We start from the raw sequence: 25,485 nt of genomic DNA on the forward strand, positions 1-25,485 counted from the left end.
GCCACCACTGCTCATCTGGACGGTGGTGGTGTTTTATTTGACTGAAAGGTTCTGTTTACATGAAAATTTTATGCGTTTCGCTTGGCTGTGACAAAAATCTGGTGGATTCGGAGATGATGCTCGGTCTTTTGACCAAAGACGGATATCAGCTTACCGATGACGACCAGGAGGCAGATGTTGTCATTGTCAATACCTGTGCCTTCATCGATGCGGCCAAAGAGGAAAGTATAAATACGATACTGGACATGGCACGCCTGAAAGAGGACGCCAAATGTCAGGCACTGGTGGTAACCGGATGTATGGCGGAGAGATACAAAAAAGAAGTGCTGAAGGAGATCCCGGAAGTGGATGCCGTTCTCGGAACCACAACTTACGGAGAGATCAGCAAAGTTCTGAGGCGCCTTCAGGACGGTGAAAAGCACATTGAGGTATACGAGGATCTCTCCAGAATGCCGGAGGACGATCACCGTGTATTTACCACCGGTTCCGCTTATTCCTACCTCAAGATCGCCGAAGGCTGTAATAAGAGGTGCACCTACTGCATCATTCCGTATCTTCGCGGGCCGTACCGCAGCGAACCGATGGTGAAACTGATCTCACAGGCGAAAAAGATCGCGGAAAACGGGGTGAAGGAGCTGATTCTGGTTGCCCAGGAGACGACGCTTTACGGCACCGATCTGTCACAGAAGAAAATGCTGCCGACCCTTCTTCGGGAACTGGGCCGCATCGAGGGGCTGGAATGGATCCGTCTGCAGTACTGCTATCCGGAAGAGATCACCGACGAGATCATTGAGGCCATTGCCAAAGAACCGAAGGTTTGTCATTATATCGATCTTCCGATCCAGCACGCCAGCGACCGTATTCTGAAGCGCATGGGAAGAAGAACCACGCATGACGAGATTATTTCACGGATTCGCAGAATCCGTGAGCTGATTCCGGACGTTGCGCTCCGGACCACACTGATCTCCGGTTTTCCGGGGGAGACCGAGGAAGATCATCAGATCCTGATGGATTTTGTCCGAGAAGTTGAGTTTGACCGCCTCGGCGTGTTTACCTATTCTCAGGAAGAAGATACTCCGGCTGCGGCGATGGAGGATCAGATTCCACAAGAGGTGAAAGAGCGCAGAAGAGATGAGATCATGGCACTTCAGCAGGAAATCGCATTCCGGAAAGAAAAAGAAAAGATCGGAAGCGAGATGCGCGTGATGGTTGAAGGCCGTATGCCGGAGGAGGACTACGGATTCGGCGTGTATACCTGCCGTACTTATATGGATGCGCCGAACATCGACAGCCAGATCTTTGTGCATTCGGAACGCGATCTGATGAGCGGCGATTTTGTCCGGTGCACTGTGACCGACAGTGACGGTTATGATCTGATCGGCGAAGAGATTGCCGACTGGGACGACGAAGAAGAGGAATGATTCGCAAATCTGAGGAGGGGTTTTACGATGAATATGCCGAATAAACTGACAACACTGCGCGTACTTCTGGTTCCGCTGTTCGTGGTTTTTCTGCTTCTCGAACATGGTCAAAATCATACATTCCGCATGATATCACTGGTGATCTTTATTGTGGCCAGTCTGACGGATTTCATCGACGGCCGGATGGCGAGAAAGCACAATATGGTCACGGACTTCGGGAAATTTATGGATCCGCTGGCGGATAAGCTTCTGGTCTGCTCCGCGCTGATCTGTCTGATTGATCTCGATGCCATTCCGGCATGGATGGTTGTGGTGATCATCTCCAGAGAATTCATCATCAGCGGCTTCCGGCTGGTTGCTTCTGACAACGGCGTCGTGATTGCCGCAAGCTACTGGGGAAAATTCAAGACAACCTTTCAGATGATCGCCGTGATCCTGATGATTCTGGACATTCCCGTTCTTGCGCCGGCCACCGCAGCCTGCACCTGGATTGCACTGATTCTCACCATCATTTCGCTGGTGGACTACATTGCCAAAAATTATCAAATTCTCCTGAAGGGAGATATCTAAAAGTATCCGGGTTTCCGGTTCCAGTCCGCGGACGGCGGATATGGACGGAACCCGGATATTTTGATACAATACACATGGAATGATTCTCATTCTCTGAAAAAAGTTCGGATGCTCCCGGCCGTAGGCATAGAGCGGAACATCTGCATCGGGAATGAAGCGGTATGGAAAATGCATAAGGAATACCAGACGACATGAGAATGTATGACAAGCTGTTTCTCGGCCCGAAGGCCGCAAAACACAGATTTACGGTACTGCAGCGCATCCGGCATCAGAAATGGGTGGATGGGCTGTATGTTCTTGTGCCCAGTTCCAATCCGGAGAATATTATGGATATTCTCCCGGCTGCTGCGCTGTCGGAGCAGCACGGGATTTACCGCGATGCGCTGATTATCGGAGCTGCGAAGGGCTATGACGAGGCCTGCGAACTGGCCGGAACGATCGTGGCAGGCATGTTCCGGGAACGAGGAGATTTTAATCTGGAGGCCTATCTATGATGGGCGTACTGCTGACGGTTCTGAAAATCATCGGAATCCTTCTTCTGATCCTGCTCGGAACGGTCCTTGCGATTCTTCTCATTATTCTGCTTGTTCCGGTCCGATACCGGGCCCGGGGCAGATATCACGAAAATCCCGAGGGAACCGCCGATCTTACGTGGCTGCTGCATCTGATCCATCTCACCATCGGGTATCGGGACGAGGTCTGTTACTCTCTGAAAATTGCCGGCCATGTGTTTGCCGATTCCGGTCCGGAGGAGACGGCAGAAGCTGACGGAACCGCACAGGACACAGCCGGCGGAACAGGCGAAGAGAATCTTGAGGAAGCGTTTTCCCTCACCGACTCCGTGCCGGATTCCGATGGCGGGATGATTTCCGCAGAAAAGGATTCGTTACCGGAAGAAAATGCCGCTCCGGACGATCTTGTCCACGTGGATCTGCCGGAGTCCCTGTCAAAAAGTCACACGGAAAAAAAACAGCGCCGTCGAAAGAAACTCTCGTTTGTGAAGTGGCTGGAAAGAATTATCTCCCGGGTGATAAGCAGGATTTCCTCCGCATTCCGGAATGTCCGGAGGAAATGGCGCCGGGTGGAAAAGAAATACCGGTATATTCGGAACGTCATTGAAGATGAGAGGAACCGCAGGACGGTCCGGCTGCTTCTTCGTCAGATCCGGCGGCTGGCCGGTCATATTCTTCCCCGAAAGGCAGACGGATATGTATCCTTCGGCTTTGAGGATCCGGAAACTACCGCCCGCGTTCTGGAAGTCTGCGCATTTCTATATCCGTTTTACAGGGGATGTGTGTCCGTCACCCCGTATTTTGACCGGAACTGCCTTGAGGGCGAACTTATGGTAACCGGGCGTGTGCGGATCGGCACGGTTCTGTGGATTGTTCTCCGCATGTTCCTTGACCGGAATTTCCGGAAATGGCTGAAACGGCTCATGCATCATTGATTTTTTATGTTATACTGACCATATATCTACAGGAGGCTTACGATGGCAGAGAACCATTTTAATGATACGGTAAAAGCACTTTTTGACGGCATGGACCGGTTTGTCACATCGAAAACCGTGGTGGGAGAAGCCGTTCATATCGATGAGGAGACAGTGATCGTACCGCTGATCGACGTCAGCTGCGGAATGGCTGCCGGGGCGTTCAACAAGGATTCCAAGAATGACGGGGCAGGCGGTCTGAATGCGAAAATGTCTCCTTCCGCGGTTCTGGTAATCCAGAACGGAGCGACCAAGCTTGTCAGCATCAAGCACCAGGATGCCGTTTCCAAAGCGATGGATATGGTGCCGGATCTGATCAACCGGTTTACAAAAAAGAATCAGGTGACCGAGGATGCGGTTCATCAGGCCGAAACCATCGCCGAAGAGCTGAAAGACGAGCCCGGCGCAGAAGAGAAAAAAGAGGAGAGCAGCGCGGAATAAGCGCCGTGAAATGACAAACGCGCGGAAGAGCGAATGTTCTTCTGCGCGTTATATTATGTCGTGATAAAGCAAAAGAACCGCCCGAAGGCGGTTCTTTTAAATCACATGAATGTATGTGAGCTTGATTAAGCGCGCTCTACAGCCCCGGATCTCAGGCAGGAAGTACATACGTACATCTTGCGCGGACCATTATCGGTAATAACCTTAACGGACTTAACGTTTGCCTTCCACATTCTGTTGGATCTTCTATGTGAATGGCTCACATTGTTACCGAAGTGAGCAGCCTTTTCACAGATTGCACATTTTGCCATCTTATCGCACCTCCCTTACTGAAGATCGTAGGACTTCATTTCCAAAGTCCATAACGATGATATAATAGCAGAATCTTTTCGCTATTGCAAGTGCAATCTAAAAAATTGTTTTCTTTTTACTCAAAATAGGTTATACTCACATCATCACGAATTATGGTGAATCATATTATGAAAGAACGGAGGCTGTCATAATGAAAGGACGCATAGACAACAAATTAGGCTCGATCACCATCGACCCGGAAGTAATTGCCATGTACGCAGGCACGACAGCAGTCGAGTGTTTCGGTATTGTTGGTATGGCCGCTGTTAATATGAAAGACGGTCTTGTAAAACTGCTTCGAGGAGACAGCCTGACACACGGCATTAATGTCATCATTAATGATAATTCCATTAGCATCAACTTCCATGTGATTGTAGCATACGGCGTCAGCATCGCTACGGTTGCGGATAACCTGATCGAAAGTGTCAAGTACAAGGTCGAGGAATTCACCGGCATGACTGTCGACAAGATTAACATCTATGTCGAAGGCGTGAGAGTGATAGATTAAGGAGGACCAGACTTGTGGTTATGAATTCAGTCGATGCGCAGGCGCTGAAAAAAGCGTTTCTTTCCGGCGCAAAAAATCTGGAAATGAATAAAGAGTTCATCAACGAGCTCAATGTTTTCCCGGTACCGGACGGTGACACGGGAACGAATATGACGATGACGATCCTTTCGGCGGCAAGAGAAGTTGCCGCAATCGAAGATCCGACGATGGAGAAACTGGCAAAGGCAATGTCCTCCGGTTCCCTTCGCGGAGCGAGAGGAAACTCGGGTGTCATTCTGTCCCAGCTGTTCCGCGGTTTTTCCAAGGAGATCCAGACGGTCGAGACGATCAACGTCACAACATTGGCCAATGCCTTCGGCCGCGCGACGGAGACAGCGTATAAGGCAGTTATCAAACCGAAAGAGGGAACCATTCTCACGGTAGCCAGAGGAATGGCCGATAAGGCAGCGGAGCTGGTTTTCGATACGGACGATGTGATTGAATTTGCCGAGAAGGTTATTGCCTACGGCGATGAGACACTTCAGAAGACACCGGATCTTCTTCCGGTACTGAAGGAGGCCGGCGTGGTGGATTCCGGCGGCATGGGTCTCATGACCGTTTTAAAGGGTGTCCTGGCCGGTCTCAAAGGCGAGGATCTCGGCGATCTGATGCCGGAGGGCGTAAAGCCGGTTACCGACAATGCCGGAGCGGATTACAATGCCGTCGAAAACACGGATATCAAGTTCGGATACTGCACCGAGTTCATCATCAACACCAAAGAGGAGATGGACGAAAAGGAGCAGGATAAATTCCGTGCTTATCTGGAATCCATCGGTGATTCCATCGTCTTTGTCACACTGGATGACATTGTCAAGGTTCACGTTCACACCAACGAGCCGGGCAATGCAATTCAGAAGGCACTCAGCTACGGCTTCCTGACCAATATGAAGATCGATAACATGCGTGTCGAGCATCAGGAAAAGCTGATCAAGGATTCGGAGAAACTGGCCAGAGAGCAGAAAGCAGAGGAAGAGGCAAAAAGAGCAGCCGCTACGAAGGAGAGACTTCCGTATGCGATGATTGCTGTATGTGCAGGTGACGGCATGGCGGAGATTTTCCGCGGCATCGGCGCAACCGACGTCATCAGCGGCGGACAGACCATGAATCCGAGTACCGATGATATTCTGAGAGCGTGTGAGAACGCGAATGCGGATGTGGTATACGTCTTCCCGAACAACTCCAATATCATTCTTGCAGCCAATCAGGCCCGCGATATCTGTGAATCCTGCCGGATTGTGGTGGTTCCGACCAAGACCGTTCCGCAGGGTGTTGAGGCGATCATTAATTTCGTGCCGGAGATGAGTCCCGAGGAGAATCTCGGAATCATGACGGATGAAATTGCCGGTGTGAAGACCTGCGAGATTACCTATGCGGTACGCGATACGACCATCGACGGCAAGCCGATCAATCACGGCGATATCATGGCCATCGGCGACAGCGGTCTGGTTGCGGTGGGCCGAGAGATCGAAGATACCGCTCTCATGGCACTCCGTGAGCTCATCGATGAGGACTCCGAGCTGGTTACCATCTATTACGGTGAGGAAGCAGATCAGGAAAAGGCAGAAAGCCTGTGCGAACTGGCCAAGAAGGAGTTCAGCGGATGCGAGTTCGAGCTTCATAACGGCGGTCAGCCGGTATACTATTACGTTCTTTCGGTAGAATAAGAAGGACACGTTGCCCGGGAAAAAGAACAGAATTACGACGATACAGCCTGCGGCGGGATTTCCTGCTGCAGGCTTTTTACAGATTTACGAACATGCCTGTGTCATTCCGCGCGCAGGCCGGGCTTTCGGTCATCACAATCGTCACGGAGAATAACGGGAGAGAGAGCATGAGAGGACACAAAATCACGGAATTAAAAGGAATCGGCGCAAAGACCGGAGAGCTTTTTGCTCGTCTCGGCGTCAAAACCATCGAGGACATGATTCATTTCTACCCAAGAGCGTATGATGAATTCAAAGCGCCGGTGCCGGTCCGTGAGCTGATCCCCGATACGCAGGCCGCAGTCCGGGTCACCCTGAAAAAGGATCCGGATCTTCTGCGTTACGGCCGGCTTCCGGTGACCTCCGTCAGTGTGCAGGAAGACGGCATTTCCCTTTCTGTGGTCTGGTTCAATATGCCATGGCTGAAAAAACAGCTCCCTGCGGGAAGTACCTTTGTGTTCCGAGGACACATCGCCAAAAAACGGGGACGGCTGACTCTGGAACAGCCTGAAATTTACACGGAAGATCAGTATCGGACCAAAGAGGGAACGCTTCAGCCGATTTATCCGCAGACCAAAGGGCTCGGAAACAAGACCATCGCCAAAACGGTGCGGCAGGTCTTTGAGACCCGGGATCTCGCCCGGGAATACCTTCCGGAATCGCTTCGGGCGCGGTACGGTCTTGCGGAATACAACTTTGCCGTCGACCGGATTCATTTCCCGGAAAACCGGGAAGAGCTGATGTATGCCCGAAAGCGTCTGGTGTTTGACGAGTTTTTTCTCTTTACGCTGTCTGCGCGTTTTCTGAAAGAGAAAAAAGAGGATGTGATGAGCCGGAACCGTTTCCGAATCACCGGGACCGCCCAGAGAGTTCTGGATCATCTTCCGTATGAGCTGACCCACGCCCAGAAAACGGTTCTGAATGAGATTTTTCAGGATCTGACCGGGGGCCGTGTGATGAAACGGCTGGTTCAGGGTGACGTGGGATCGGGCAAGACGATTATCGCAGTCCTTTCACTTCTGGAATGTGCGGCAAACGGATATCAAGGCGCCCTCATGGCTCCCACCGAGGTTTTGGCAAAACAGCATTTCGAGTCGGTTTCCGAGCTGTTCCGGACCTTCGACATTCATTTCAAACCGGTTCTTCTCACCGGTTCCATGAAGGCAAAGGAAAAGCGGGAAATACTGGAAAAAATCAGGAACCACGAGGCGGATCTCATCATCGGCACACACGCGCTGATCTCGGAAAATGTGAAATATGACCGTCTGGCGCTGGTGATCACCGACGAACAGCACCGCTTCGGCGTCAATCAGAGAGCTGTCCTGGAGGAAAAAGGCACAGAGCCGCATATGATGGTTATGAGTGCCACGCCGATTCCGAGAACACTTGCCATCATCCTTTACGGAGATCTGGATATCTCTGTCATCAACGAACTGCCGGCGAAGCGCCTTCCGATCCGTAATGCGGTGGTCGGAACGGATTATCGGCCCAATGCATGGCGGTTCATCGCAAAAGAGGTTCAGAAAGGGCATCAGGCCTATGTGATCTGTCCCATGGTAGAGCCGGGGGAAATGCAGGATCTGGAAAATGTTCTGGATTATTCGGAGAAACTGACGGCGGAGTATCAGGGGACCGGCATTCGAGTCGCCTTTCTTCACGGACAGATGAAGACGGATGAGAAAAACCGCATCATGGAGGCCTTTGCGGCGGGAGACATCCATGTCCTCGTCTCCACCACGGTCATCGAGGTCGGGATCAATGTTCCCAACGCTACCGTCATGATGATCGAGGATGCGGAACGGTTCGGCCTTGCGCAGCTCCATCAGCTCCGGGGCCGCGTCGGAAGAGGAGACGCTCAGTCTTATTGCATCATGGTCAACGGTTCCGGAGATGAACATGCCGGAAAGCGGCTGGAGATTCTGAAGAAATCGGATGACGGATTTTACATTGCGGAGGAGGATCTGAAACTCCGGGGCCCGGGAGATCTGTTCGGTGTCCGGCAGTCCGGCGAACTGGAATTCAGGCTCGGAGACATTTATACCGATGCGGAAGTTCTGAAGACGGCCGCCGCCGAAGCCAGAGACCTTCTGGAGCGGGATCCAAAGCTGGAAAAAGAGGAGAACGCCGACTTAAAGAGAATGCTGGACGGATATCTGGAAGATAAATTCCGGGAGATCAATCTCTGATCGGAAACACACAAGAGCCCCTGCCGACGTGGCAGGGGCTCTTGTGCAATTCAATATATAATTTATTTCAAAAATCAGATGAGCGGGAATTAAACCAGGCTCTTATAGTACTGATAGCCGTCATAGTCTTCCATGTACTTGCGGATCAGGGTCTGGATGCGGTCGGTGGAAACGAGAGCGCTCTCCAGAGATACGTTGTGGTTCAGGGAATTGATGATGGAAGCGATGAACTTGGACATATCCGCCTCCACATACCAGTCACGCTGAAGCAGATCCGGAGTGCGGTAGTTCAGGTTGGTGGTGATCAGGAAATCAAAGTATCCCTTCTTGTGGAACTCATCGAACTTGTCCAGACCGTCGGTGAAGAGGCCGAAGGTGGTTGCCACGATGACTCTCTCTGCCTTGCGCTCCTTGAGTTCACGGGCGGTATCCAGCATGGATTCGCCGGAGGAGATCATATCGTCAATAATGATAACGGTTTTTCCTTCTACGGAAGAACCGAGGAACTCGTGAGCAACGATGGGGTTCTTACCGTTTACGATGGTAGAGTAGTCACGGCGCTTATAGAACATACCGACATCGACGCCGAGGTTGTTTGCCAAATATACGGCTCTGGACATCGCACCTTCATCCGGGGAGATGACCATCATGTGATCCTTGTCGATCTTCAGTTTCTTCTCGCGGTCGAAGATTGCCTCGATAAACTGATAGGTCGGCATGAAGTTATCCAGACCAGTCAGCGGAATCGCATTCTGTACCCGCGGATCATGCGCATCGAAGGTGATAATATTGTCCACACCCATGGCTACCAGTTCCTGCAACATCATAGCGCAGTCCAGAGACTCGCGGCCGCTTCTCTTGTGCTGTCTTCCCTCATAGAGGAACGGCATGACAACATTGACACGGTGTGCGGTGGATACGGAAGCTCCGATGATTCTCTTCAGATCCTGGAAATGATCATCCGGACTCATGTGGTTGGTGAAACCGTTGATGCGGTAGGTAAGGCTGTAGTTTGTCACGTCAACCATGATAAAGATATCATCGCCGCGGACGGACTCATTGACCTGACCTTTTGCCTCACCGCTTCCGAAACGCGGACATTCAATATTGAGGAGGTAGGAATCTGCCTCATAACCCTTATATTTCAGATCCTGTTTTTTCTGGTCTACCGCAGCATCACTGCGGCGCATCTCAACGATATGCTGATTGACCTTATCGGCAAGATCCTTACAGCTCTCCAGGGCAGCAATCTTCAGCGGTCCAACCGGAAGAGTGTTTGTGAATACGTGATTATCTGACATGACGGCCTCCAATAATTTAGAACAATATGTATTTTTATAAAAACAAAGCATAAAAAATAACGATATTAACGCTTTGTCCCCGTCGAATAATATCATTTTCCGCAACACCGCGTCAATACTCAACTTTACAAAGAGGAATGAAATTGATACAATTCTTTAATATGGATAAGAATGGACATTTGATAGCGTCTGTCGATCCGGGCTCCATAGCGGACCAGCTTGGCATTGAGGCGGGAGATATTCTGCTCTCCATCAATGACGCCCCGATCGAGGACATTTTTGACTATCAATATAAATTGAACAACGAAACGGTCACGGCGGTCGTTCTGAAAAAGAACGGCGAAGAGTGGGATCTGGACATTGAGAATGATTATCAGGATCTCGGACTGAATTTTGAGAACGGTCTTATGAGCGATTACCGCTCATGCAGCAACAATTGTATCTTCTGCTTTATCGATCAGATGCCGCCGGGTATGCGTGACACCCTGTATTTCAAGGACGACGATTCCAGACTGTCCTTCCTTCAGGGAAACTATGTCACTCTGACAAATATGAAAGAGCATGATCTGCAGAGGATCATCAAGTTCAAGCTTGCCCCGATCAATATTTCGGTGCACACCACCAATCCGGAGCTGCGCGTGAAAATGCTGCACAACCGCTTTGCGGGGGAGGCTCTGAAAAAAATAGACACGCTCTATGAGGCAGGGACTCCCATGAACGGTCAGATTGTGTTGTGTCCCGGTGTGAACGACGGCAAGGAGCTGGACCGCACCATCGGCGATCTGACCAAATATCTTCCGCATATGCGAAGCGTATCGGTGGTTCCGGTGGGGCTGTCGAAATACCGCGACGGCCTTTGCCATCTGACCTCTTTTACCAAAGAGACGGCAGCAGCCGCCATCGATCAGATCGAGCGTTGGCAGAAACTAATCTATCCACAGCACGGGGTTCATTTCATCCATGCCAGTGATGAGTTTTATCTGATTGCCGGCCGTCCTCTTCCCGAGGCGGAACGGTATGACGGTTATATTCAGTATGAGAACGGCGTCGGGATGCTGCGTCTTTTAAAGGAAGAAACCGATGAGGCGCTGGAAGAACTTTCCCGGGATCCGGACCGCGAAGCGGAAGAGGAAGTGATCTCGATTGCGACCGCCAAGCTGGCCTATCCGTTTATTAAGGAAATCTCGGAAAAATTCATGAAGATCTGTCCGGAAAAGAAGATTCATGTCTATCTGATTGAAAATGACTTCTTCGGTCATATGATCACAGTGGCCGGACTTCTGACCGGAAAGGATCTGATCGCGCAGCTGAAAGGAAAAGAGATCGGTTCCCGGCTTCTTCTGACTACCGCCATGTTCCGGAGCGGAGAGGAGGTTTTTCTCGACGACGTCACAAAATCCGATGTGGAGCGGGAACTGGGGGTCCGCGTGGATATCATTCCGGAGGGCGGTGACGAACTGATCCGGGCAATGTCGGCGCCTTACGACGGACCGGCCCCGATGCACGGCGAGTACGAGCCGGACGAAGGGGAATTTATCGAGTATGAAGAGCTGTAAACTGACGGAAGACACGGCGCAGCGCTTCATTGCGGCTGTGGTGCCGGAGCTGTCCGGAAAAATCACTTTTTTACAGTTTACCGTTCCTTTATTTTAAAGAAAGAGAGAGTTTTATATGAGCAGAAAACCGGTGGTAGCGGTCGTGGGCCGTCCGAATGTCGGAAAATCCACCTTATTCAATGTACTGGCGGGATCCAGAATCTCGATTGTTCAGGACACCCCGGGGGTGACGCGTGACCGCATATACGCGGACGTGGAATGGCTTGGAAAGAAGTTTACGCTGATCGACACCGGCGGTATCGAACCGGACAGCAAGGACGTTATTCTGGCACAGATGCGTGAGCAGGCACAGATCGCCATCGATACCGCGGACGTCATCATTTTCCTGTGCGATGTCCGCCAGGGACTCACCGACGCCGACATGAAGGTTGCCGATATGCTGAGAAAATCCCGGAAACCGGTGGTTCTCACGGTCAACAAGGTCGACAGCTTCAAAAAGTTTGAGTCCGACGTCTATGAATTCTACAACCTCGGCATCGGCGATCCATATGCGATCTCCGCAGCGAGCCGTCTCGGTCTCGGCGATATGCTGGATGTGGTTGTGGAAAAATTCCCGGCGGATCTCGGGGATGACGAAGAGGATGAGAGACCGCGTGTTGCCATCATCGGAAAACCAAATGTCGGCAAGTCGTCGCTGATCAACCGTCTCACCGGAAAGGACCGCGTCATCGTGTCGGATATCGCCGGCACCACCCGCGACGCCATCGACACTCCGGTAAAACACAACGGAACCGAGTATGTCTTTATTGATACCGCGGGTCTTCGCAGAAAAGGCAAGATTAAGGAAGAGATCGAGAAATATTCCGTCTTCCGCAGTGTGGCCGCCGTGGAGAGAGCGGATGTGGTCATCGTCATGATCGACGCCACCGAGGGCGTGACGGAGCAGGACGCGAAGATCGCCGGTATTGCCCATGATCAGGGTAAGGGAATCATTGTCGTGGTCAACAAATGGGATGCCATCGAGAAAAACGACAAGACCATCTACGAATTCCGCAACAAGATCAAGCAGACGCTGTCCTTCATGGCTTATGCGGAGTATGTCTTCATCTCCGCCAAGACCGGGCTTCGTGTGGACAAGCTCTTCGATGAGATTGATCTCGTTCGCCAGAGCCAGTCGCTGCGTGTTCAGACCGGTGTACTAAATGAGATTCTCGCCGACGCGGTAGCCATGCAGCAGCCGCCGTCAGACAAGGGACGGAGACTCAAGATCTATTATATGACACAGGTCGGTGTCAAACCGCCGACATTTATCCTGTTCGTCAATGACAAAGAACTGATGCACTTCTCGTACACCAGATACATTGAGAACAAGATCCGTGAGGCTTTCGGTTTTGCCGGAACCTCACTGAAATTCATTACCAGAGAAAAGAAGGAAAAGGATGTATGAGTATTCTGACCGGAAGAATCGTAAGTCTTCTTATAGGATATGTGTTCGGTCTGTTTCAGACGGGATATATTTACGGTAAGGTGATGGAGCGGCTGGATATCCGCAATTACGGAAGCGGTAATGCGGGTTCCACCAATGTGCTCCGAGTGCTGGGAAAGAAAGCCGCGTTTATCGTACTTCTCGGCGATGTCTTCAAGGCGGTCTTTGCCATGCTGATCTGCAGCTGGCTGTTCCGTGAGACGGGAAATGCTTCCCTGTTTGCCATGTACGCGGCGCTGGGTGTCACCCTGGGACATGATTTTCCCTTTTATCTCGGATTTAAAGGCGGAAAGGGAATCGCCAGCATGGCCGGTATCATGTCCGTGATGGACCTGCGCATGACTCTGGTCTGTTTCATCCTGTTCGTCAGCATCGTGTTCCTTACGAGATATGTCTCCCTCGGATCTATCCTCGTCTCGATTACATTCTGCGCCATGAATGCGTATTTCTGCCTTCACGGAACATATCAGGCGGAAAGGCCGTTCTATCCGGAGATCATCGGCATCGCCGCTTTTCTGATGATCCTTGCTGTCTGGCAGCACCGGGCGAACATCGGTCGGCTTCTGGCGGGAAATGAGAACAAGATCGGATCCAAAACCGCCAAGAAAGCGGAAGAGAAAACAGAATAAATATTCGAGGTATCATCCCGCGCAGAACGCCGTCTGACGGATCATTTCCGTCAGACGGCGTTTTTATTTCATAGGAAATTTCTCCGAGATTTCCTATGAAATAAAAACGCTCCGCGAGGATGCGCACGCCGCTGTAAGCAAATTCACTAAGCTCGAAAAGACCTCGCTAAGAGCTTCGCCAAGGAAGCTGTCACCTAACGGTGACCAGCGGACTTTGTTCTGCGTCGGCAAAGTCTGCATTATTGCGTATGTTTATGCATATTATCTGCGCTGGTTATTTTTTGAAAAGTTTTTATGAGCCATATGACTATTTTCTATAAAAATAGGTTATAATCAAGGTGTAAAAAAGGGTGATAATGGATTTTATTCGAATAAAAAAACGAAAAAATACGTTTTTTTTATTGACATTAAAATTCTATCAACTATAATGTGTATAAACTTCAACATAACAAGAGAGAATAACTGCATGAGTTAAAGTTAACTTGCAGTTAAAGCTTAAAGGGAGGTTATGCATCATGAAAAGAATAACAGCTACATTACTTGCAGCAACCATGACCGCTTCCATGGCAGCATGCGGCGGTTCCGCTGCTTCTGCCACAACAGCAGGCGCGGCAGAGACGAAAGCAGCAGAATCCAAGGCAGAGGAGTCCAAGGCGGAAGCAAAGCCGGCAGCAGACGGCGCTTCCTGGAAGATCGGTTCCATCGGTCCGATCACCGGACCGGCCGCAGCTTACGGCGCTTCTGTCAAGAATTCTCTTGAACTTGCAGCAAAAGAGATCAATGAAAAGGGCGGAATCAACGGATACCCGGTTGAGGTACGTTTTGAGGATGACGAGAATGACCCGCAGTCCGCAGTCAATGCCTACAACACTCTGAAGGACTGGGGCATGCAGATGCTTCTCGGAACCGTTACATCCAAGCCGTGTATCGCGGTTGAAGCAGAGGCGCAGGCAGACAATATGTTCCTGTTTACCCCGTCCGGTTCCGCAGTTCAGTGCATCAGCGGCGACAATGCATTCCGCGTTTGCTTCGCTGATCCGGCACAGGGAACCAAATCCGCCGAGTACATCGGCTCCAACAAGATCGCGACCAAGATCGGCATCATCTACGATTCTTCCAGCGAGTACTCCACCGGAATCCACGATTCCTTTGTTCAGGAGTCCTCCAATCAGGGTCTTGAGATCGTGTCCGACGAGGCATTTACCGCAGATACCAACACCGATTTCTCTGTTCAGCTGGACAAGGCAAAAGAGGCCGGTGCGGAACTGGTATTCCTTCCGATCTACTATCAGGAGGCATCTGTAATCCTGAAGCAGGCCGCTGACAAGAACTTTAAGCCGCAGTTCTTCGGCTGTGACGGTATGGACGGTATCCTGAGCGTAGAGAACTTTGACAAGTCTCTCGCGGAAGGCCTCATGCTTCTGACACCGTTCTCCATCGACGAGGAGTCTTCTCAGGATTATGTAAAGGCATACCGCGATGCATACAAGGATGATCCGCTTCAGTTCGGTGCAGACGAGTATGACGGTCTCATGGCTGTAAAGACTGCTCTGGAACAGGCAAATGCCACACCGGATCAGAGTGCTTCCGAGATCTGCGATGCTCTCAAGAAGGCAATGACCGAGATCAAACTGGACGGACTTACCGGAAAAGATATGACATGGACAGCGGACGGCGAGCCGAACAAGGCACCGAAGGCGGTTCAGATCACAAACGGCGCATATAAAATGCTTGAGAACTGAGAAGTGTTTGTAACTTGCCGGTAAACCGGGAAGCAGCAAATTACCGCTGATGATCGGGGGCTGTTGTTGGAAACAACCCCCGATATGCTGTTTATACTGTAAGAGAGGAGTGTCAGATATGAGTTTTCTTTCCTATCTGATCAACGGAATCAGCCTTGGCAGCGTATACGCAATCATTGCTCTTGGCTATACGATGGTCTACGGCATCGCTAAGATGCTGAACTTTGCGCACGGCGATATCATCATGGTCGGCGCATTCACGACATTTACAATCGTCAGCACCATGGGATTATCTCCGGTTGCAGGTGTCCTTGCCGCGATGGCGGTGTGCACGGTTCTCGGTGTCGTGACGGAACGCATCGCATACAAACCGCTTCGAGGCGCTTCCCCGCTTGCAGTTCTGATCACGGCCATCGGTGTCAGTTATTTCCTGCAGAACTTTGCTTTGCTGGTCTTCGGATCCAATGCAAGACAGTTCACCAATATTATTACACTTCCGCCGCTGGTTCTGGCGGATGGACAGCTTTCCATTTCCAGCGTGACGATTGTCACCATCTTGGTGTCAATCCTGATCATGCTCGGGCTTAACGCCTTTATCAACAAAACCAAACTCGGCCAGGCCATGCTTGCCGTATCGGAAGATCAGGGCGCGGCGACCCTCATGGGAATCGATGTCAACAAGACGATCTCGATGACATTTGCCATCGGCTCTGCACTGGCGGCCATTGCCGGCGTTCTTCTCTGCTCGGCATACCCGGCACTGACACCGTACACGGGTTCCATGCCCGGCATCAAGGCGTTCACCGCAGCCGTATTCGGAGGAATCGGTTCCATCCCGGGCGCGATGATCGGCGGAATTCTCCTCGGTGTGATTGAAAATCTGACGAAAGCATACATTTCGTCACAGCTTTCCGATGCGATCGTATTCTCGGTACTGATCATTGTGCTTCTGGTGAAGCCGACCGGTCTTCTGGGCCGCAAGATCAGTGAGAAAGTATAAGGTGGTGACAGCTTTGGACAGAATGAAATCATACAAGAACAAAATTTTCCGCAGAGATCTGATTACTTATGCGATTGTAATCGCAGCGTTTGCAGTCATCCAGATGATCGGATCCGGCGGCGGACTGACCAGCCATATGAAAGGCATTCTGGTTCCGGTCTGCATCTATGTAATCATGGCCGTTTCCCTGAACCTGACCGTCGGCATTCTCGGCGAGCTGAGTCTCGGACACTGCGGCTTTATGTGCATCGGAGCCTTTGCAGGCGCATTTTTCACCAATGCGGCAGCCGCTGTGATTCCGGATATTCTGACAAGATTCATCATCGCCCTTGTGATCGGAGCGCTCACCGCCGCTCTGTGCGGTTTTCTGATCGGTATTCCGGTTCTTCGCCTGAAGGGCGATTATCTTGCCATCGTGACCCTTGCCTTCGGTGAGATCATCAAAAATATCATCAATGCAATGTATGTCGGCGTCGACGGCAAAGGATTTCATTTTTCGCTGAAGAACAGTGCATCGCTGAACCTTGAAAAAGGCGGAAAGATTATCATCAACGGCGCGCAGGGCATCACCGGGACCCCGAAGGCGGCAACCTTCGTCATCGGCATCATTCTGGTTCTTCTGACCCTCGTGATTGTTCTGAATCTGATCAATTCCCGCACGGGACGTGCGGTTATGGCAATTCGTGATAACCGGATCGCGGCGGAATCCGTCGGAATCAACATCACGAAGTATAAACTCCTCGCATTTACCGTCTCGGCATCTCTGGCCGGAGCGGCCGGCGTGCTCTACGCGCACAATCTCGCTTCCCTTGCCGCGACACCGAAGAGTTTCGGCTATAATATGTCCATTATGATTCTGGTCTATGTGGTTCTCGGCGGAATCGCCAATATCCGCGGATCCGTTATCTCTGCCACCGTGCTGACCCTTCTTCCGGAGGTGCTCCGCGGACTCAATGATTACCGAATGCTGATCTATGCGGTGGTTCTGATCATCATGATGATCGTGACAAGCGCTCCGTCCATGATTTCCTATCGTGAGCGTCTGTCCGCAAAATTCAAAAAAAACGCGAAGGAGGCGGCCTGAGCCATGGCAATGCTTGAAGTAAAAAACCTCGGGATTTCGTTCGGCGGCCTGAAGGCTGTGGACGATTTCAGCATGACGATCGAGAAAGGGCAGCTCTACGGCCTGATCGGACCGAACGGCGCGGGCAAGACAACCATCTTCAACCTGCTCACCGGAGTGTACAAACCGACCGCCGGAAGAGTGTTTCTCGACGGTCAGGATATCACCGGAAAAAACACCATTGACATCAACCGCGCGGGTATTGCGAGAACCTTCCAGAATATCCGGCTTTTTGCCGAACTCTCGGTACTGGACAATGTCAAAGCCGGACTTCACAACCATTACCCGTATTCCACACTCAGCGGGGTTCTGAGGCTTCCGTCCTACCGCAGACAGGAAAAGGCGATGGATGATAAGGCGATGGAAATTCTGAAAGTCTTCGGACTGGACGGGGAATTCGACTACAAAGCGTCCAATCTTCCCTACGGCAAACAGCGCAAACTGGAGATCGCGAGAGCGCTTGCCACCGAACCGAAGCTTCTTCTTCTGGACGAGCCGGCAGCCGGCATGAACCCGAATGAGACAGCGGAGCTGATGGAGACGATCCGCTTTGTGCGGGATCATTTCGACATGACTATCCTTCTCATCGAGCATGATATGAAACTGGTATCCGGAATCTGTGAGAAGCTTACGGTTCTCAATTTCGGTCACATGCTTGCGGAAGGCCCGACTGCGGAAGTACTGAACAACCACGATGTCATTGTGGCTTATCTTGGAGAATAAGGGGGAGAGGACATGTCACTGCTTGAAGTTAAAGACCTGAATGTCTACTATGGCGTCATTCAGGCGCTGAAGGGAATCTCCTTCGAAGTGGATCAGGGCGATGTCATCGCGCTGATCGGTGCGAACGGCGCAGGAAAGACGACGACGCTCCACACGGTGTCCGGACTGTTAAAACCGAAAACCGGAAGTATCGTGTTTGACGGAAAAGATGTCACCCATCTGCCCGGCCACAAGCTGGTGAGTATGGGAATGGCACACGTTCCGGAAGGCCGCCGGGTATTCGCCCAGCTGAGCGTTCTTCAGAACCTGAAGATGGGGGCTTACACCCGAAGCGACAAGTCGGAGATTGATGCGACGCTGGAGCAGATCTATCAGCGTTTTCCGCGGCTGAAAGAGAGAAAGAATCAGCTGGCCGGCACACTGTCGGGCGGAGAGCAGCAGATGCTGGCGATGGGACGCGCGCTTATGAGTCATCCGAAGCTGATTTTGCTGGATGAGCCGTCCATGGGACTTTCTCCGATTTACGTCAATGAGATTTTCTCCATCATCGACAGCATCCACAAGGACGGAGTAACGGTTCTTCTGGTTGAGCAAAACGCAAAAAAAGCGCTGTCCATCGCCAACAAGGCCTATGTCCTTGAGACCGGAAACATCACGCTCCGGGGCAACGCCCATGAGCTGATGAATGACGAGAGAATCAAGAAAGCGTATCTTTCGGAGTAAAGAATTCCATCCTTTCACACTCATTTTTCTAACGAATGTATCTCTCCGCAAAAGAGATATTCTAAGGAAAAACGCCCGGATTCAGACACCCTGGATCCGGGCGATTTTTTGAACCATGTGAGCCATGGCTGCAAGAGCAGACTTCTATCCCGGAATTCCAAAACTCTTTTGGGTTCTTTTCTGAAAATATTGCAAAAAAATGTGCAAAACATTATAATTGTGTATAGAATATCCGGGATCAGTCCAGTCATCATTGGCGAAACGGAAATATATCACGACAGGAGAGCATGCTTATGAAACTTACCTTTATCGGCGCTGATCATGAGGTTACCGGAAGTCTTCACATGGTTCAAAGCGGAGGAAAGAATTTTCTTGTTGACTGCGGCATGGAGCAGGGAATCAACATTTATGAAAATGTTCCGATCCCGATTCCGTTCAATCAGATTGATTATGTTTTTGTCACGCACGCGCATATAGACCATGTCGGTATGCTGCCGTATCTGTATTCCCGCGGATTTAAGGGGCAGGTTTTTGCCACCAGGGCAACCTGCGATCTCTGTGAGATCATGCTGAAAGACTGTGCGCATATTCAGGAACAGGAGGCCGAGTGGAAAAACCGCAAGGCCAAGCGTGCAGGACAGAAGGCGGTTGAACCGATCTACAAGATGGAAGACGCGCTGGGTGTTCTGGATCTGTTTGTTCCGGTGGATTATCGGGAGAGAGTCAATATCTGTGACGGTATCGACATCCGGTTCATCGATGTCGGCCATCTTCTCGGTTCCGCATCCATTGAGATCTGGCTGAAAGAGGGCGATACGGAGAAAAAAATCGTCTTCTCCGGCGATATCGGCAACAAGAATAAACCGCTGATCCGCAATCCCCAGTATATCGAAGATGCGGATTATGTGGTTATGGAATCCACCTACGGTGACCGTTTTCACGAAAACGAAAAAGGAGATCACGTCGCCGATTTTGCGGCGGTCATTCAGGAGACTCTGGACCGGGGCGGAAATGTGGTCATCCCGGCTTTTGCCGTCGGCAGAACTCAGGAAGTCCTGAATTATATCCGAATCATCAAAGAGCAGAATCTTGTGACCGGACATGAAAACTTCCCGGTTTATCTGGACAGCCCAATGGCCGTGGAGGCTACCGGTGTCTTCAAGGAAAATGAAGCCGACTGCTATGACGAGGAAGCGCTGGAACTGGTCAAAAAGGGGAAAAATCCTTGTTCTTTCCCGGGGCTTCATCTGGCGGTGGCAACCGAAGAATCCGTTGCGATCAACAATAATCCGGAACCGAAAGTCATTATTTCCGCTTCCGGAATGTGCGATGCCGGACGAATCCGCCATCATCTGAAACACAACCTCTGGAGACCGGAATGTACGATCCTTTTTGCAGGGTATCAGGCGTTGGGAACCCTCGGCCGGAGCCTTTTGGACGGAAGAAGCGAAGTCCGGCTGTTTGGCGAGTCCATTGATGTGGAGGCAAGAATCGAAAAGATTGAAGGTCTGTCCGGCCACGCCGATCAGAACGGTCTTCTGGAGTGGGTGGGCCATTTCCGGAATCATCCGGCTCAGGTCTTCATCGTTCACGGCGATGACGATGTTACGGACCGTTTCGCCGCCCTCGTAACCGAGAAGTTCGGCTTTGAGGCTTACGCTCCCTTCAGCGGAACCACCTATGATCTGGCCAAAGGTGAGTTTATCACAATGACCAAGGGCGTTCCGGTGGAGCAGAAGAGAATCACTCCGGAACGGCAGAAGGCGAACAGCATTTTCGCGGCGCTCCTCGCCGCGGCAGACCGGCTGCGTGAGACGGTTATGCACAACAAAGACGGGGCAAACCGGGATCTTCAGAAATTTACGCAGGAGATCAACCGCCTGTGCGACAAATGGGACCGGTAATTTTCGGTCATAATCCGTGATCTTCGGATTTTTCACGGAAGTCGGTTGACGAACGGTCCGGTTTGACGAATCCCGGACCGGTTATAATCATAGGCCGGAACAAACGGCAAGTGTCTTTCGTATATTCACGGCAGGCGCTTGCCGTTTTTGCGTTTTGCTTCCTTGCCTGACTGCTGATCGCCATGCGGAGGCAGATGACTCCGGTCAAACCGGAAAACAGAGAACATCCCCGATAAAGAGTTCGCCCTCTGTCTGTACAGAGAAAGAAAAATCCGATAGAATAATCCCGTTATCAAATCAAAACGGAGAAGAAGAATGGCAAAGAAAAAATATTATGCGGTCCGCCGCGGAAGAAAGACGGGAATCTTTTCTACCTGGGATGAATGCAGAAAGATGGTCTTTCAGTATCCGGCTGCGGATTTTAAGAGTTTTGAGAGTCTGGAAGAGGCCGAAGCCTTTCTGAATGCCGGATTGTCTCCGGTTCTGTCCGCGGACAGAACCCCACAGTCGGAGGACAAGCCGGCGGTATACGCTTTTGTCGACGGATCCTTCAACATTTCCACCGGGGTCTACGGCTACGGCGGTTTTCTGGTCGATCACGGAAAAAAATACGTCCTTCAGGGGTCCGGCAATGACCCGGATCTGGCATCCATGCGGAACGTCGCCGGCGAAATTCTGGGCTCCCGGGCGGCGGTGGAAAAAGCCATAGAGCTGGGACTTCCGGAAGTGGCAATCTATTATGACTATATGGGGATCGAGAAATGGGCGAGAGGCGAGTGGAAACGAAACAAAGAGGGCACAAAAGCCTATTATGAGTTTATCCGCAAAAGCCTTGCGCACATTTCCATCCGTTTCATCAAAGTCAAAGGTCACTCCGGTGTGGCGGGCAATGAGGAAGCGGACCGTCTGGCCAAGGAGGCGGTGGGAATCTGAGTTTCCATCCGGACATAACCCCGGGTATCAATCCGGGCCGGAAAAATAGCCGACCCGGGGCTGGAGAGACGTACCCCGCAAACAGATGATGTGCGCGTGGTTCTGCTTGCGCAAAACCCGTGTATATGCTAAAATTCTCAAATGTATGGTCAAATGGGGATATTACTCCCATTTGTCGAAAAAAATCCAGTCATCTGCGGCTTGTCGGCATGATACAGATGACGCTGCAGATTATATTTTTTGTAACTAAGAGGAGGAAACTTAAGTGGAATACCATGGCGTAAACGAGCTCCGCAGAATGTTCCTGGATTTCTTCGAATCCAAGGATCATCTGAAGATGAAGAGCTTTTCTCTGGTCCCGCACAATGACAACAGCCTTCTGATCATCAACTCAGGAATGGCACCGCTGAAACCGTACTTTACCGGTCAGGAGATCCCGCCGAGAAACAGGGTCACCACCTGCCAGAAATGTATCCGTACCGGCGATATCGAGAACATCGGCCATGACGGCCGCCACGGAACCTTCTTTGAGATGCTCGGAAACTTCTCCTTCGGCGATTACTTTAAACCGCAGGCAATCGCATGGGCATGGGAGTTCCTGACCAAGGTCGTAGAACTTGACCCGGAGCGTCTTTACCCGTCCGTCTATCTGGAGGACGACGAGGCGTACGATATCTGGAAGAACGAGATCGGTGTTCCGGAGGAGCGCATCTACCGTTTCGGAAAAGAAGACAACTTCTGGGAGCACGGCGCTGGTCCGTGCGGACCGTGTTCCGAGATCTATTATGACCGCGGCGAGAAGTACGGCACCGGTCCGGAGGATGTCATGGGCGGCGAAGGCGATCGTTTCATGGAAGTATGGAATGTTGTTTTCTCCCAGTTTAACAACGACGGAAAAGGCAATTACACCGAACTTGAGCACAAGAACATCGATACCGGAATGGGTCTGGAGCGTCTGGCAGTCATCTGTCAGGATGTTTACTCCCTGTTCGATGTCGATACCAACCGCGCGATGATGGATCTCATCGGAGAGATGTGCGGAACAACCTACGAAACCGATGATGTGAAGGATATTTCCTTCCGGATCATCGCCGATCACGTGAAGAGCTGCACCTTCATGGCCAGCGACGGTATCCTTCCGTCCAATGAGGGAAGAGGCTATGTATTCCGCAGACTGCTCAGACGTGCTGCCCGTCACGGCCGCATGCTCGGTATGCCGGAGAAGTTCATGAGCAAGCTGGCCCAGAAGGCCATCGACCTTTCCTGTGACGGTTATCCGGAACTGAAAGAAAAAGAAGCGATGATCACCCGTGTCATCGAACAGGAAGAGGAGCGCTTCAACCAGACGCTGAACAAGGGTCTGGAGATCCTCGAAGAGATTGAAAAACAGATGGAAGCGGAAAGAAAGACCGTTCTCTCCGGAGAAGACGCATTCCGTCTCTATGATACCTACGGCTTCCCGATCGATCTGACCAAAGAGATCATGGAAGACAAGGGCTGGACCGTCGATGAGGATGGTTTCCAGAAAGCCATGAAGGTTCAGAAGGACACTGCAAGAGGTGCCCGCAAGACATCCAACTACATGGGCCGCTCCGACATTTATCAGCAGCTGGACGCATCCCTCACCACCGAGTTTGTGGGATACGATCAGCTGGAGTCAGATGCTTCGGCAACCGCGCTTGTCATCAACCGCGGAAATGAAGACGATCCGGATGACGAGATCGTGGAGGTTCTGACCGACGGCGACCGCGGCGTTATGATCACCGATGTCACCCCGTTCTATGCAACCATGGGCGGACAGGAAGGCGACACCGGTGTAATCGAAAAAGACGGCGCCGAATTCATCGTGGAGAAGACCGTTCACCTTCAGGGCGGAAAAGTCGCTCATCACGGTAAGGTTGTCAGGGGAATGTTCCAGACCGGCGACAGGGTATCCTTAAAGGTTGACCGCGAGGCGAGAAGCCTGACGGCAAGAAACCATTCCGCAACCCACCTTCTTCACGCGGCTCTTATGGAAGTTCTCGGCTCTCACGTAGAGCAGGCCGGTTCTCTCGTGGAAGCAAAGAGATGCCGTTTCGACTTTACGCACTTCCAGGCGGTAACCGCTGAGGAACTGAAGAAGGTTGAAGACATCGTCAATCAGAAGATTGCGGAGGAGATTCCGGTTGTCACCGAGGTTCTCCCGATTGAAGAGGCGAGAAAGACCGGTGCGGTGGCACAGTTCGGCGAAAAGTACGGCGCGGAAGTCCGCGTTGTGGAGATGGGCGAGTTCTCCAGAGAGTTCTGCGGAGGTACCCATGTAAAGAATACCGGAGATATTCAGGCATTCCACATTCTCTCAGAGTCCGGAGTCGCAGCAGGCGTCAGACGTATCGAAGCGCAGACATCCAAGGGGCTGTTTGAGTACTACGCAGGTCTCGAGAGTGAGCTTCACCGCGCGGCACAGCTTCTAAAGACCGCACCGGCGGATGTTACCGAAAAGATCGAATCTCTCCAGAACGAGATCCGTGAGCTGAATTCCGAGAATCAGAAGCTGAAGAGTGAGATCGCCAATGCTTCCCTCGGTTCCGCAGAAGACGAGATCTCCGAGATCAAAGGCGTGAAGTTCATCGCAACCGCCGTTGAGAACGTCGAGATGAACGAGCTCCGCAACCTCGGCGATCAGCTGAGACAGAAGATCGGTGAGGGCGTTGTCGTGATCGCAAGTAAGAGCGGCGACAAGGTAAACCTCATGGCAACCGCAACCGACGGAGCAATCGCGCAGGGCGCTCACGCCGGCAACCTGATCAAGGGCATTGCCGCTCTGGTCGGCGGTGGCGGCGGCGGCCGTCCGAATATGGCTCAGGCCGGCGGAAAGAATCCGGCCGGTATTCCGGAAGCCCTGAAGAAAGCAGCGGAAGTTCTGGAAAGCCAGATCAAGTAATTACCGGAACTATGACATATCTGGGGAAAATATTTATGGCAAGCGTCAGAAAAAATTTCCGCAGAATGATTCCGAAAAAAATTGAAAATAATTTCCGAATTATATGTTGACGAAATCTCTGTTTGTGGTATAATTGCAGAAGTGCAAAAGGAATACCCATCAGTTGTATTGACATGCACAAATACGGAACAACTGAAGGGAGGTTGGGTAGAAGCTATGTCTAATGTTATCGTAAAAGAGAACGAGAGTCTTGACAGCGCATTACGCAGATTCAAGAGAAACTGCGCAAAGGCTGGTATTCAGCAGGAGATTCGCAAGAGAGAGCATTACGAGAAGCCGAGCGTTCGTCGTAAGAAGAAATCTGAAGCTGCAAGAAAGCGTAAGTTCAAATAATTTCATTTGAACGTACATTTGCTGTGATTTGATCACAGCTGTTGCATTCAAAGAAAAATCCCCGGTTGGTTCAACCGGGGATTATTTTCGTTGTGCGCCTAGCGGCGCACGTTTCTAACGGGTTCAAGTCCCGAATCCGCCCGGTAGTGGGAAGGATATAGCCGAAGGCAAGGGTGTCCGTCGTGAGATGGAATCTGAAGGAAGCTGGATGTGAGGAACATACTAACTCACGGGCAAATCTCTGGTCTGACGAACAGAAATCTCATATGAGGTCATGCATGAGGGTAAGGCTGCAACACAAGTCGAAGCCCAATAACTACACGGAATCATGCATGATAAATGAG

The 25,485-nt window shown here is 51.3% G+C and carries 22 protein-coding genes; 20 read left to right on the forward strand and 2 right to left on the reverse strand.

Annotation, left to right across the window (positions count from 1 at the left end; translation table 11 throughout):
• Nucleotides 1-59: 59 nt before the first annotated feature.
• The 5 genes from rimO to BMW41_RS05955 all read left to right on the forward strand — a co-directional run bounded on the left by rimO (nt 60) and on the right by BMW41_RS05955 (nt 3,918).
• Nucleotides 60-1,421, forward strand: a complete 1,362-nt coding sequence (gene rimO, locus BMW41_RS05935) for a 30S ribosomal protein S12 methylthiotransferase RimO (RefSeq protein WP_074649286.1) — start codon at nt 60-62, stop codon at nt 1,419-1,421.
• A gap of 27 nt (nt 1,422-1,448) precedes the next feature.
• Nucleotides 1,449-1,991 (forward strand): CDP-diacylglycerol--glycerol-3-phosphate 3-phosphatidyltransferase, encoded by a 543-nt coding sequence (pgsA, locus tag BMW41_RS05940; RefSeq protein ID WP_074649287.1) that lies wholly within the window; start codon nt 1,449-1,451, stop codon nt 1,989-1,991.
• Nucleotides 1,992-2,182: 191 nt separating this feature from the next.
• Nucleotides 2,183-2,485: a hypothetical protein gene (locus BMW41_RS05945; protein WP_074649288.1), complete on the forward strand. Its 303-nt coding sequence runs from the start codon at nt 2,183-2,185 to the stop codon at nt 2,483-2,485.
• Nucleotides 2,482-3,438 carry a hypothetical protein gene (locus BMW41_RS05950; protein ID WP_074649289.1) on the forward strand — a complete coding sequence of 319 codons (957 nt, stop codon included), beginning with the start codon at nt 2,482-2,484 and terminating at the stop codon, nt 3,436-3,438. The genes BMW41_RS05945 and BMW41_RS05950 overlap by 4 nt, the downstream gene beginning before the upstream one ends.
• A gap of 42 nt (nt 3,439-3,480) precedes the next feature.
• Nucleotides 3,481-3,918, forward strand: coding sequence for a GerW family sporulation protein (locus BMW41_RS05955; protein ID WP_074649290.1), 438 nt, complete (start codon nt 3,481-3,483; stop codon nt 3,916-3,918).
• Nucleotides 3,919-4,043: 125 nt separating this feature from the next.
• On the opposite strand, the gene rpmB is transcribed toward BMW41_RS05955, so the two are convergent.
• On the reverse strand, nt 4,044-4,229 hold the full coding sequence (gene rpmB / locus BMW41_RS05960) for a 50S ribosomal protein L28 (protein WP_074649291.1): 186 nt from the start codon (nt 4,227-4,229) through the stop codon (nt 4,044-4,046).
• Between the two features lie 191 nt (nt 4,230-4,420).
• Here rpmB and BMW41_RS05965 point away from each other — a divergent pair, with 191 nt between their 5' ends.
• The 3 genes from BMW41_RS05965 to recG all read left to right on the forward strand — a co-directional run bounded on the left by BMW41_RS05965 (nt 4,421) and on the right by recG (nt 8,705).
• The gene (locus BMW41_RS05965) at nt 4,421-4,777 is read left to right on the forward strand and encodes an Asp23/Gls24 family envelope stress response protein (RefSeq protein ID WP_074649292.1); all 357 of its coding nucleotides are present in this window, start codon (nt 4,421-4,423) and stop codon (nt 4,775-4,777) included.
• 14 nt (nt 4,778-4,791) lie between these two features.
• Nucleotides 4,792-6,480, forward strand: coding sequence for a DAK2 domain-containing protein (locus BMW41_RS05970; RefSeq protein ID WP_074649293.1), 1,689 nt, complete (start codon nt 4,792-4,794; stop codon nt 6,478-6,480).
• A 167-nt stretch (nt 6,481-6,647) separates the two neighbouring features.
• A complete protein-coding gene (recG, locus tag BMW41_RS05975) occupies nt 6,648-8,705 on the forward strand; it encodes an ATP-dependent DNA helicase RecG (protein WP_074649304.1) in 2,058 nt (685 codons plus the stop codon).
• 89 nt (nt 8,706-8,794) lie between these two features.
• Here the strand turns inward: recG and BMW41_RS05980 are convergent, their stop codons facing one another.
• Nucleotides 8,795-10,006 (reverse strand): ribose-phosphate pyrophosphokinase, encoded by a 1,212-nt coding sequence (locus BMW41_RS05980; protein WP_074649294.1) that lies wholly within the window; start codon nt 10,004-10,006, stop codon nt 8,795-8,797.
• A gap of 161 nt (nt 10,007-10,167) precedes the next feature.
• On the opposite strand from BMW41_RS05980, the gene BMW41_RS05985 reads away from it, so the two are divergent.
• The 12 genes from BMW41_RS05985 (at nt 10,168) to rpsU (ending at nt 25,141) form a co-directional block, all read left to right on the forward strand.
• On the forward strand, nt 10,168-11,562 hold the full coding sequence (locus tag BMW41_RS05985) for a DUF512 domain-containing protein (RefSeq protein WP_074649295.1): 1,395 nt from the start codon (nt 10,168-10,170) through the stop codon (nt 11,560-11,562).
• A 115-nt stretch (nt 11,563-11,677) separates the two neighbouring features.
• Nucleotides 11,678-13,009 carry a ribosome biogenesis GTPase Der gene (der, locus tag BMW41_RS05990; protein ID WP_074649296.1) on the forward strand — a complete coding sequence of 444 codons (1,332 nt, stop codon included), beginning with the start codon at nt 11,678-11,680 and terminating at the stop codon, nt 13,007-13,009.
• Entirely contained in the window at nt 13,006-13,677 is a 672-nt protein-coding gene (gene plsY / locus BMW41_RS05995) for a glycerol-3-phosphate 1-O-acyltransferase PlsY (protein ID WP_074649297.1), read from the forward strand. The genes der and plsY overlap by 4 nt, the downstream gene beginning before the upstream one ends.
• Before the next feature lie 512 nt (nt 13,678-14,189).
• Complete coding sequence (locus BMW41_RS06000; RefSeq protein ID WP_074649305.1) at nt 14,190-15,419, forward strand: ABC transporter substrate-binding protein; 1,230 nt, start codon at nt 14,190-14,192, stop codon at nt 15,417-15,419.
• A gap of 118 nt (nt 15,420-15,537) precedes the next feature.
• The gene (locus BMW41_RS06005; RefSeq protein WP_074649298.1) at nt 15,538-16,419 is read left to right on the forward strand and encodes a branched-chain amino acid ABC transporter permease; all 882 of its coding nucleotides are present in this window, start codon (nt 15,538-15,540) and stop codon (nt 16,417-16,419) included.
• 22 nt (nt 16,420-16,441) lie between these two features.
• Entirely contained in the window at nt 16,442-17,503 is a 1,062-nt protein-coding gene (locus tag BMW41_RS06010) for a branched-chain amino acid ABC transporter permease (RefSeq protein WP_074649306.1), read from the forward strand.
• A gap of 3 nt (nt 17,504-17,506) precedes the next feature.
• Nucleotides 17,507-18,265 carry an ABC transporter ATP-binding protein gene (locus tag BMW41_RS06015; protein ID WP_074649299.1) on the forward strand — a complete coding sequence of 253 codons (759 nt, stop codon included), beginning with the start codon at nt 17,507-17,509 and terminating at the stop codon, nt 18,263-18,265.
• A gap of 12 nt (nt 18,266-18,277) precedes the next feature.
• The gene (locus BMW41_RS06020) at nt 18,278-18,988 is read left to right on the forward strand and encodes an ABC transporter ATP-binding protein (protein WP_074649300.1); all 711 of its coding nucleotides are present in this window, start codon (nt 18,278-18,280) and stop codon (nt 18,986-18,988) included.
• Nucleotides 18,989-19,281: 293 nt separating this feature from the next.
• Nucleotides 19,282-20,892, forward strand: coding sequence for an MBL fold metallo-hydrolase RNA specificity domain-containing protein (locus BMW41_RS06025; protein WP_074649307.1), 1,611 nt, complete (start codon nt 19,282-19,284; stop codon nt 20,890-20,892).
• Nucleotides 20,893-21,207: 315 nt separating this feature from the next.
• On the forward strand, nt 21,208-21,825 hold the full coding sequence (locus BMW41_RS06030; RefSeq protein WP_074649301.1) for a ribonuclease H1 domain-containing protein: 618 nt from the start codon (nt 21,208-21,210) through the stop codon (nt 21,823-21,825).
• A gap of 298 nt (nt 21,826-22,123) precedes the next feature.
• Nucleotides 22,124-24,748 carry an alanine--tRNA ligase gene (alaS, locus tag BMW41_RS06035; RefSeq protein WP_242870300.1) on the forward strand — a complete coding sequence of 875 codons (2,625 nt, stop codon included), beginning with the start codon at nt 22,124-22,126 and terminating at the stop codon, nt 24,746-24,748.
• A gap of 216 nt (nt 24,749-24,964) precedes the next feature.
• Nucleotides 24,965-25,141 (forward strand): 30S ribosomal protein S21, encoded by a 177-nt coding sequence (gene rpsU, locus BMW41_RS06040; RefSeq protein WP_022342019.1) that lies wholly within the window; start codon nt 24,965-24,967, stop codon nt 25,139-25,141.
• Nucleotides 25,142-25,485: the final 344 nt, after the last annotated feature.

It is taken from the genome of [Clostridium] aminophilum, assembly GCF_900101295.1.
Taxonomy (GTDB): domain Bacteria; phylum Bacillota; class Clostridia; order Lachnospirales; family Lachnospiraceae; genus Clostridium_R; species Clostridium_R aminophilum_A.

What these genes read in the sequence shown, in the direction of transcription:
- pgsA (WP_074649287.1), top strand. Translation starts at nt 1,449, where the DNA reads ATGAATATGCCGAATAAACTGACAACACTGCGCGTACTTCTGGTTCCG.
- BMW41_RS06015 (WP_074649299.1), top strand. Translation starts at nt 17,507, where the DNA reads ATGGCAATGCTTGAAGTAAAAAACCTCGGGATTTCGTTCGGCGGCCTG.
- recG (WP_074649304.1), top strand. Translation starts at nt 6,648, where the DNA reads ATGAGAGGACACAAAATCACGGAATTAAAAGGAATCGGCGCAAAGACC.
- BMW41_RS06010 (WP_074649306.1), top strand. Translation starts at nt 16,442, where the DNA reads ATGAAATCATACAAGAACAAAATTTTCCGCAGAGATCTGATTACTTAT.
- der (WP_074649296.1), top strand. Translation starts at nt 11,678, where the DNA reads ATGAGCAGAAAACCGGTGGTAGCGGTCGTGGGCCGTCCGAATGTCGGA.
- BMW41_RS05945 (WP_074649288.1), top strand. Translation starts at nt 2,183, where the DNA reads ATGAGAATGTATGACAAGCTGTTTCTCGGCCCGAAGGCCGCAAAACAC.
- rpsU (WP_022342019.1), top strand. Translation starts at nt 24,965, where the DNA reads ATGTCTAATGTTATCGTAAAAGAGAACGAGAGTCTTGACAGCGCATTA.
- BMW41_RS06025 (WP_074649307.1), top strand. Translation starts at nt 19,282, where the DNA reads ATGAAACTTACCTTTATCGGCGCTGATCATGAGGTTACCGGAAGTCTT.
- BMW41_RS05955 (WP_074649290.1), top strand. Translation starts at nt 3,481, where the DNA reads ATGGCAGAGAACCATTTTAATGATACGGTAAAAGCACTTTTTGACGGC.
- BMW41_RS05950 (WP_074649289.1), top strand. Translation starts at nt 2,482, where the DNA reads ATGATGGGCGTACTGCTGACGGTTCTGAAAATCATCGGAATCCTTCTT.
- alaS (WP_242870300.1), top strand. Translation starts at nt 22,124, where the DNA reads ATGTTCCTGGATTTCTTCGAATCCAAGGATCATCTGAAGATGAAGAGC.
- plsY (WP_074649297.1), top strand. Translation starts at nt 13,006, where the DNA reads ATGAGTATTCTGACCGGAAGAATCGTAAGTCTTCTTATAGGATATGTG.
- BMW41_RS05985 (WP_074649295.1), top strand. Translation starts at nt 10,168, where the DNA reads ATGGATAAGAATGGACATTTGATAGCGTCTGTCGATCCGGGCTCCATA.
- rimO (WP_074649286.1), top strand. Translation starts at nt 60, where the DNA reads ATGAAAATTTTATGCGTTTCGCTTGGCTGTGACAAAAATCTGGTGGAT.
- BMW41_RS06030 (WP_074649301.1), top strand. Translation starts at nt 21,208, where the DNA reads ATGGCAAAGAAAAAATATTATGCGGTCCGCCGCGGAAGAAAGACGGGA.
- BMW41_RS06005 (WP_074649298.1), top strand. Translation starts at nt 15,538, where the DNA reads ATGAGTTTTCTTTCCTATCTGATCAACGGAATCAGCCTTGGCAGCGTA.
- rpmB (WP_074649291.1), bottom strand. Translation starts at nt 4,229, where the DNA reads ATGGCAAAATGTGCAATCTGTGAAAAGGCTGCTCACTTCGGTAACAAT.
- BMW41_RS06020 (WP_074649300.1), top strand. Translation starts at nt 18,278, where the DNA reads ATGTCACTGCTTGAAGTTAAAGACCTGAATGTCTACTATGGCGTCATT.
- BMW41_RS05980 (WP_074649294.1), bottom strand. Translation starts at nt 10,006, where the DNA reads ATGTCAGATAATCACGTATTCACAAACACTCTTCCGGTTGGACCGCTG.
- BMW41_RS05965 (WP_074649292.1), top strand. Translation starts at nt 4,421, where the DNA reads ATGAAAGGACGCATAGACAACAAATTAGGCTCGATCACCATCGACCCG.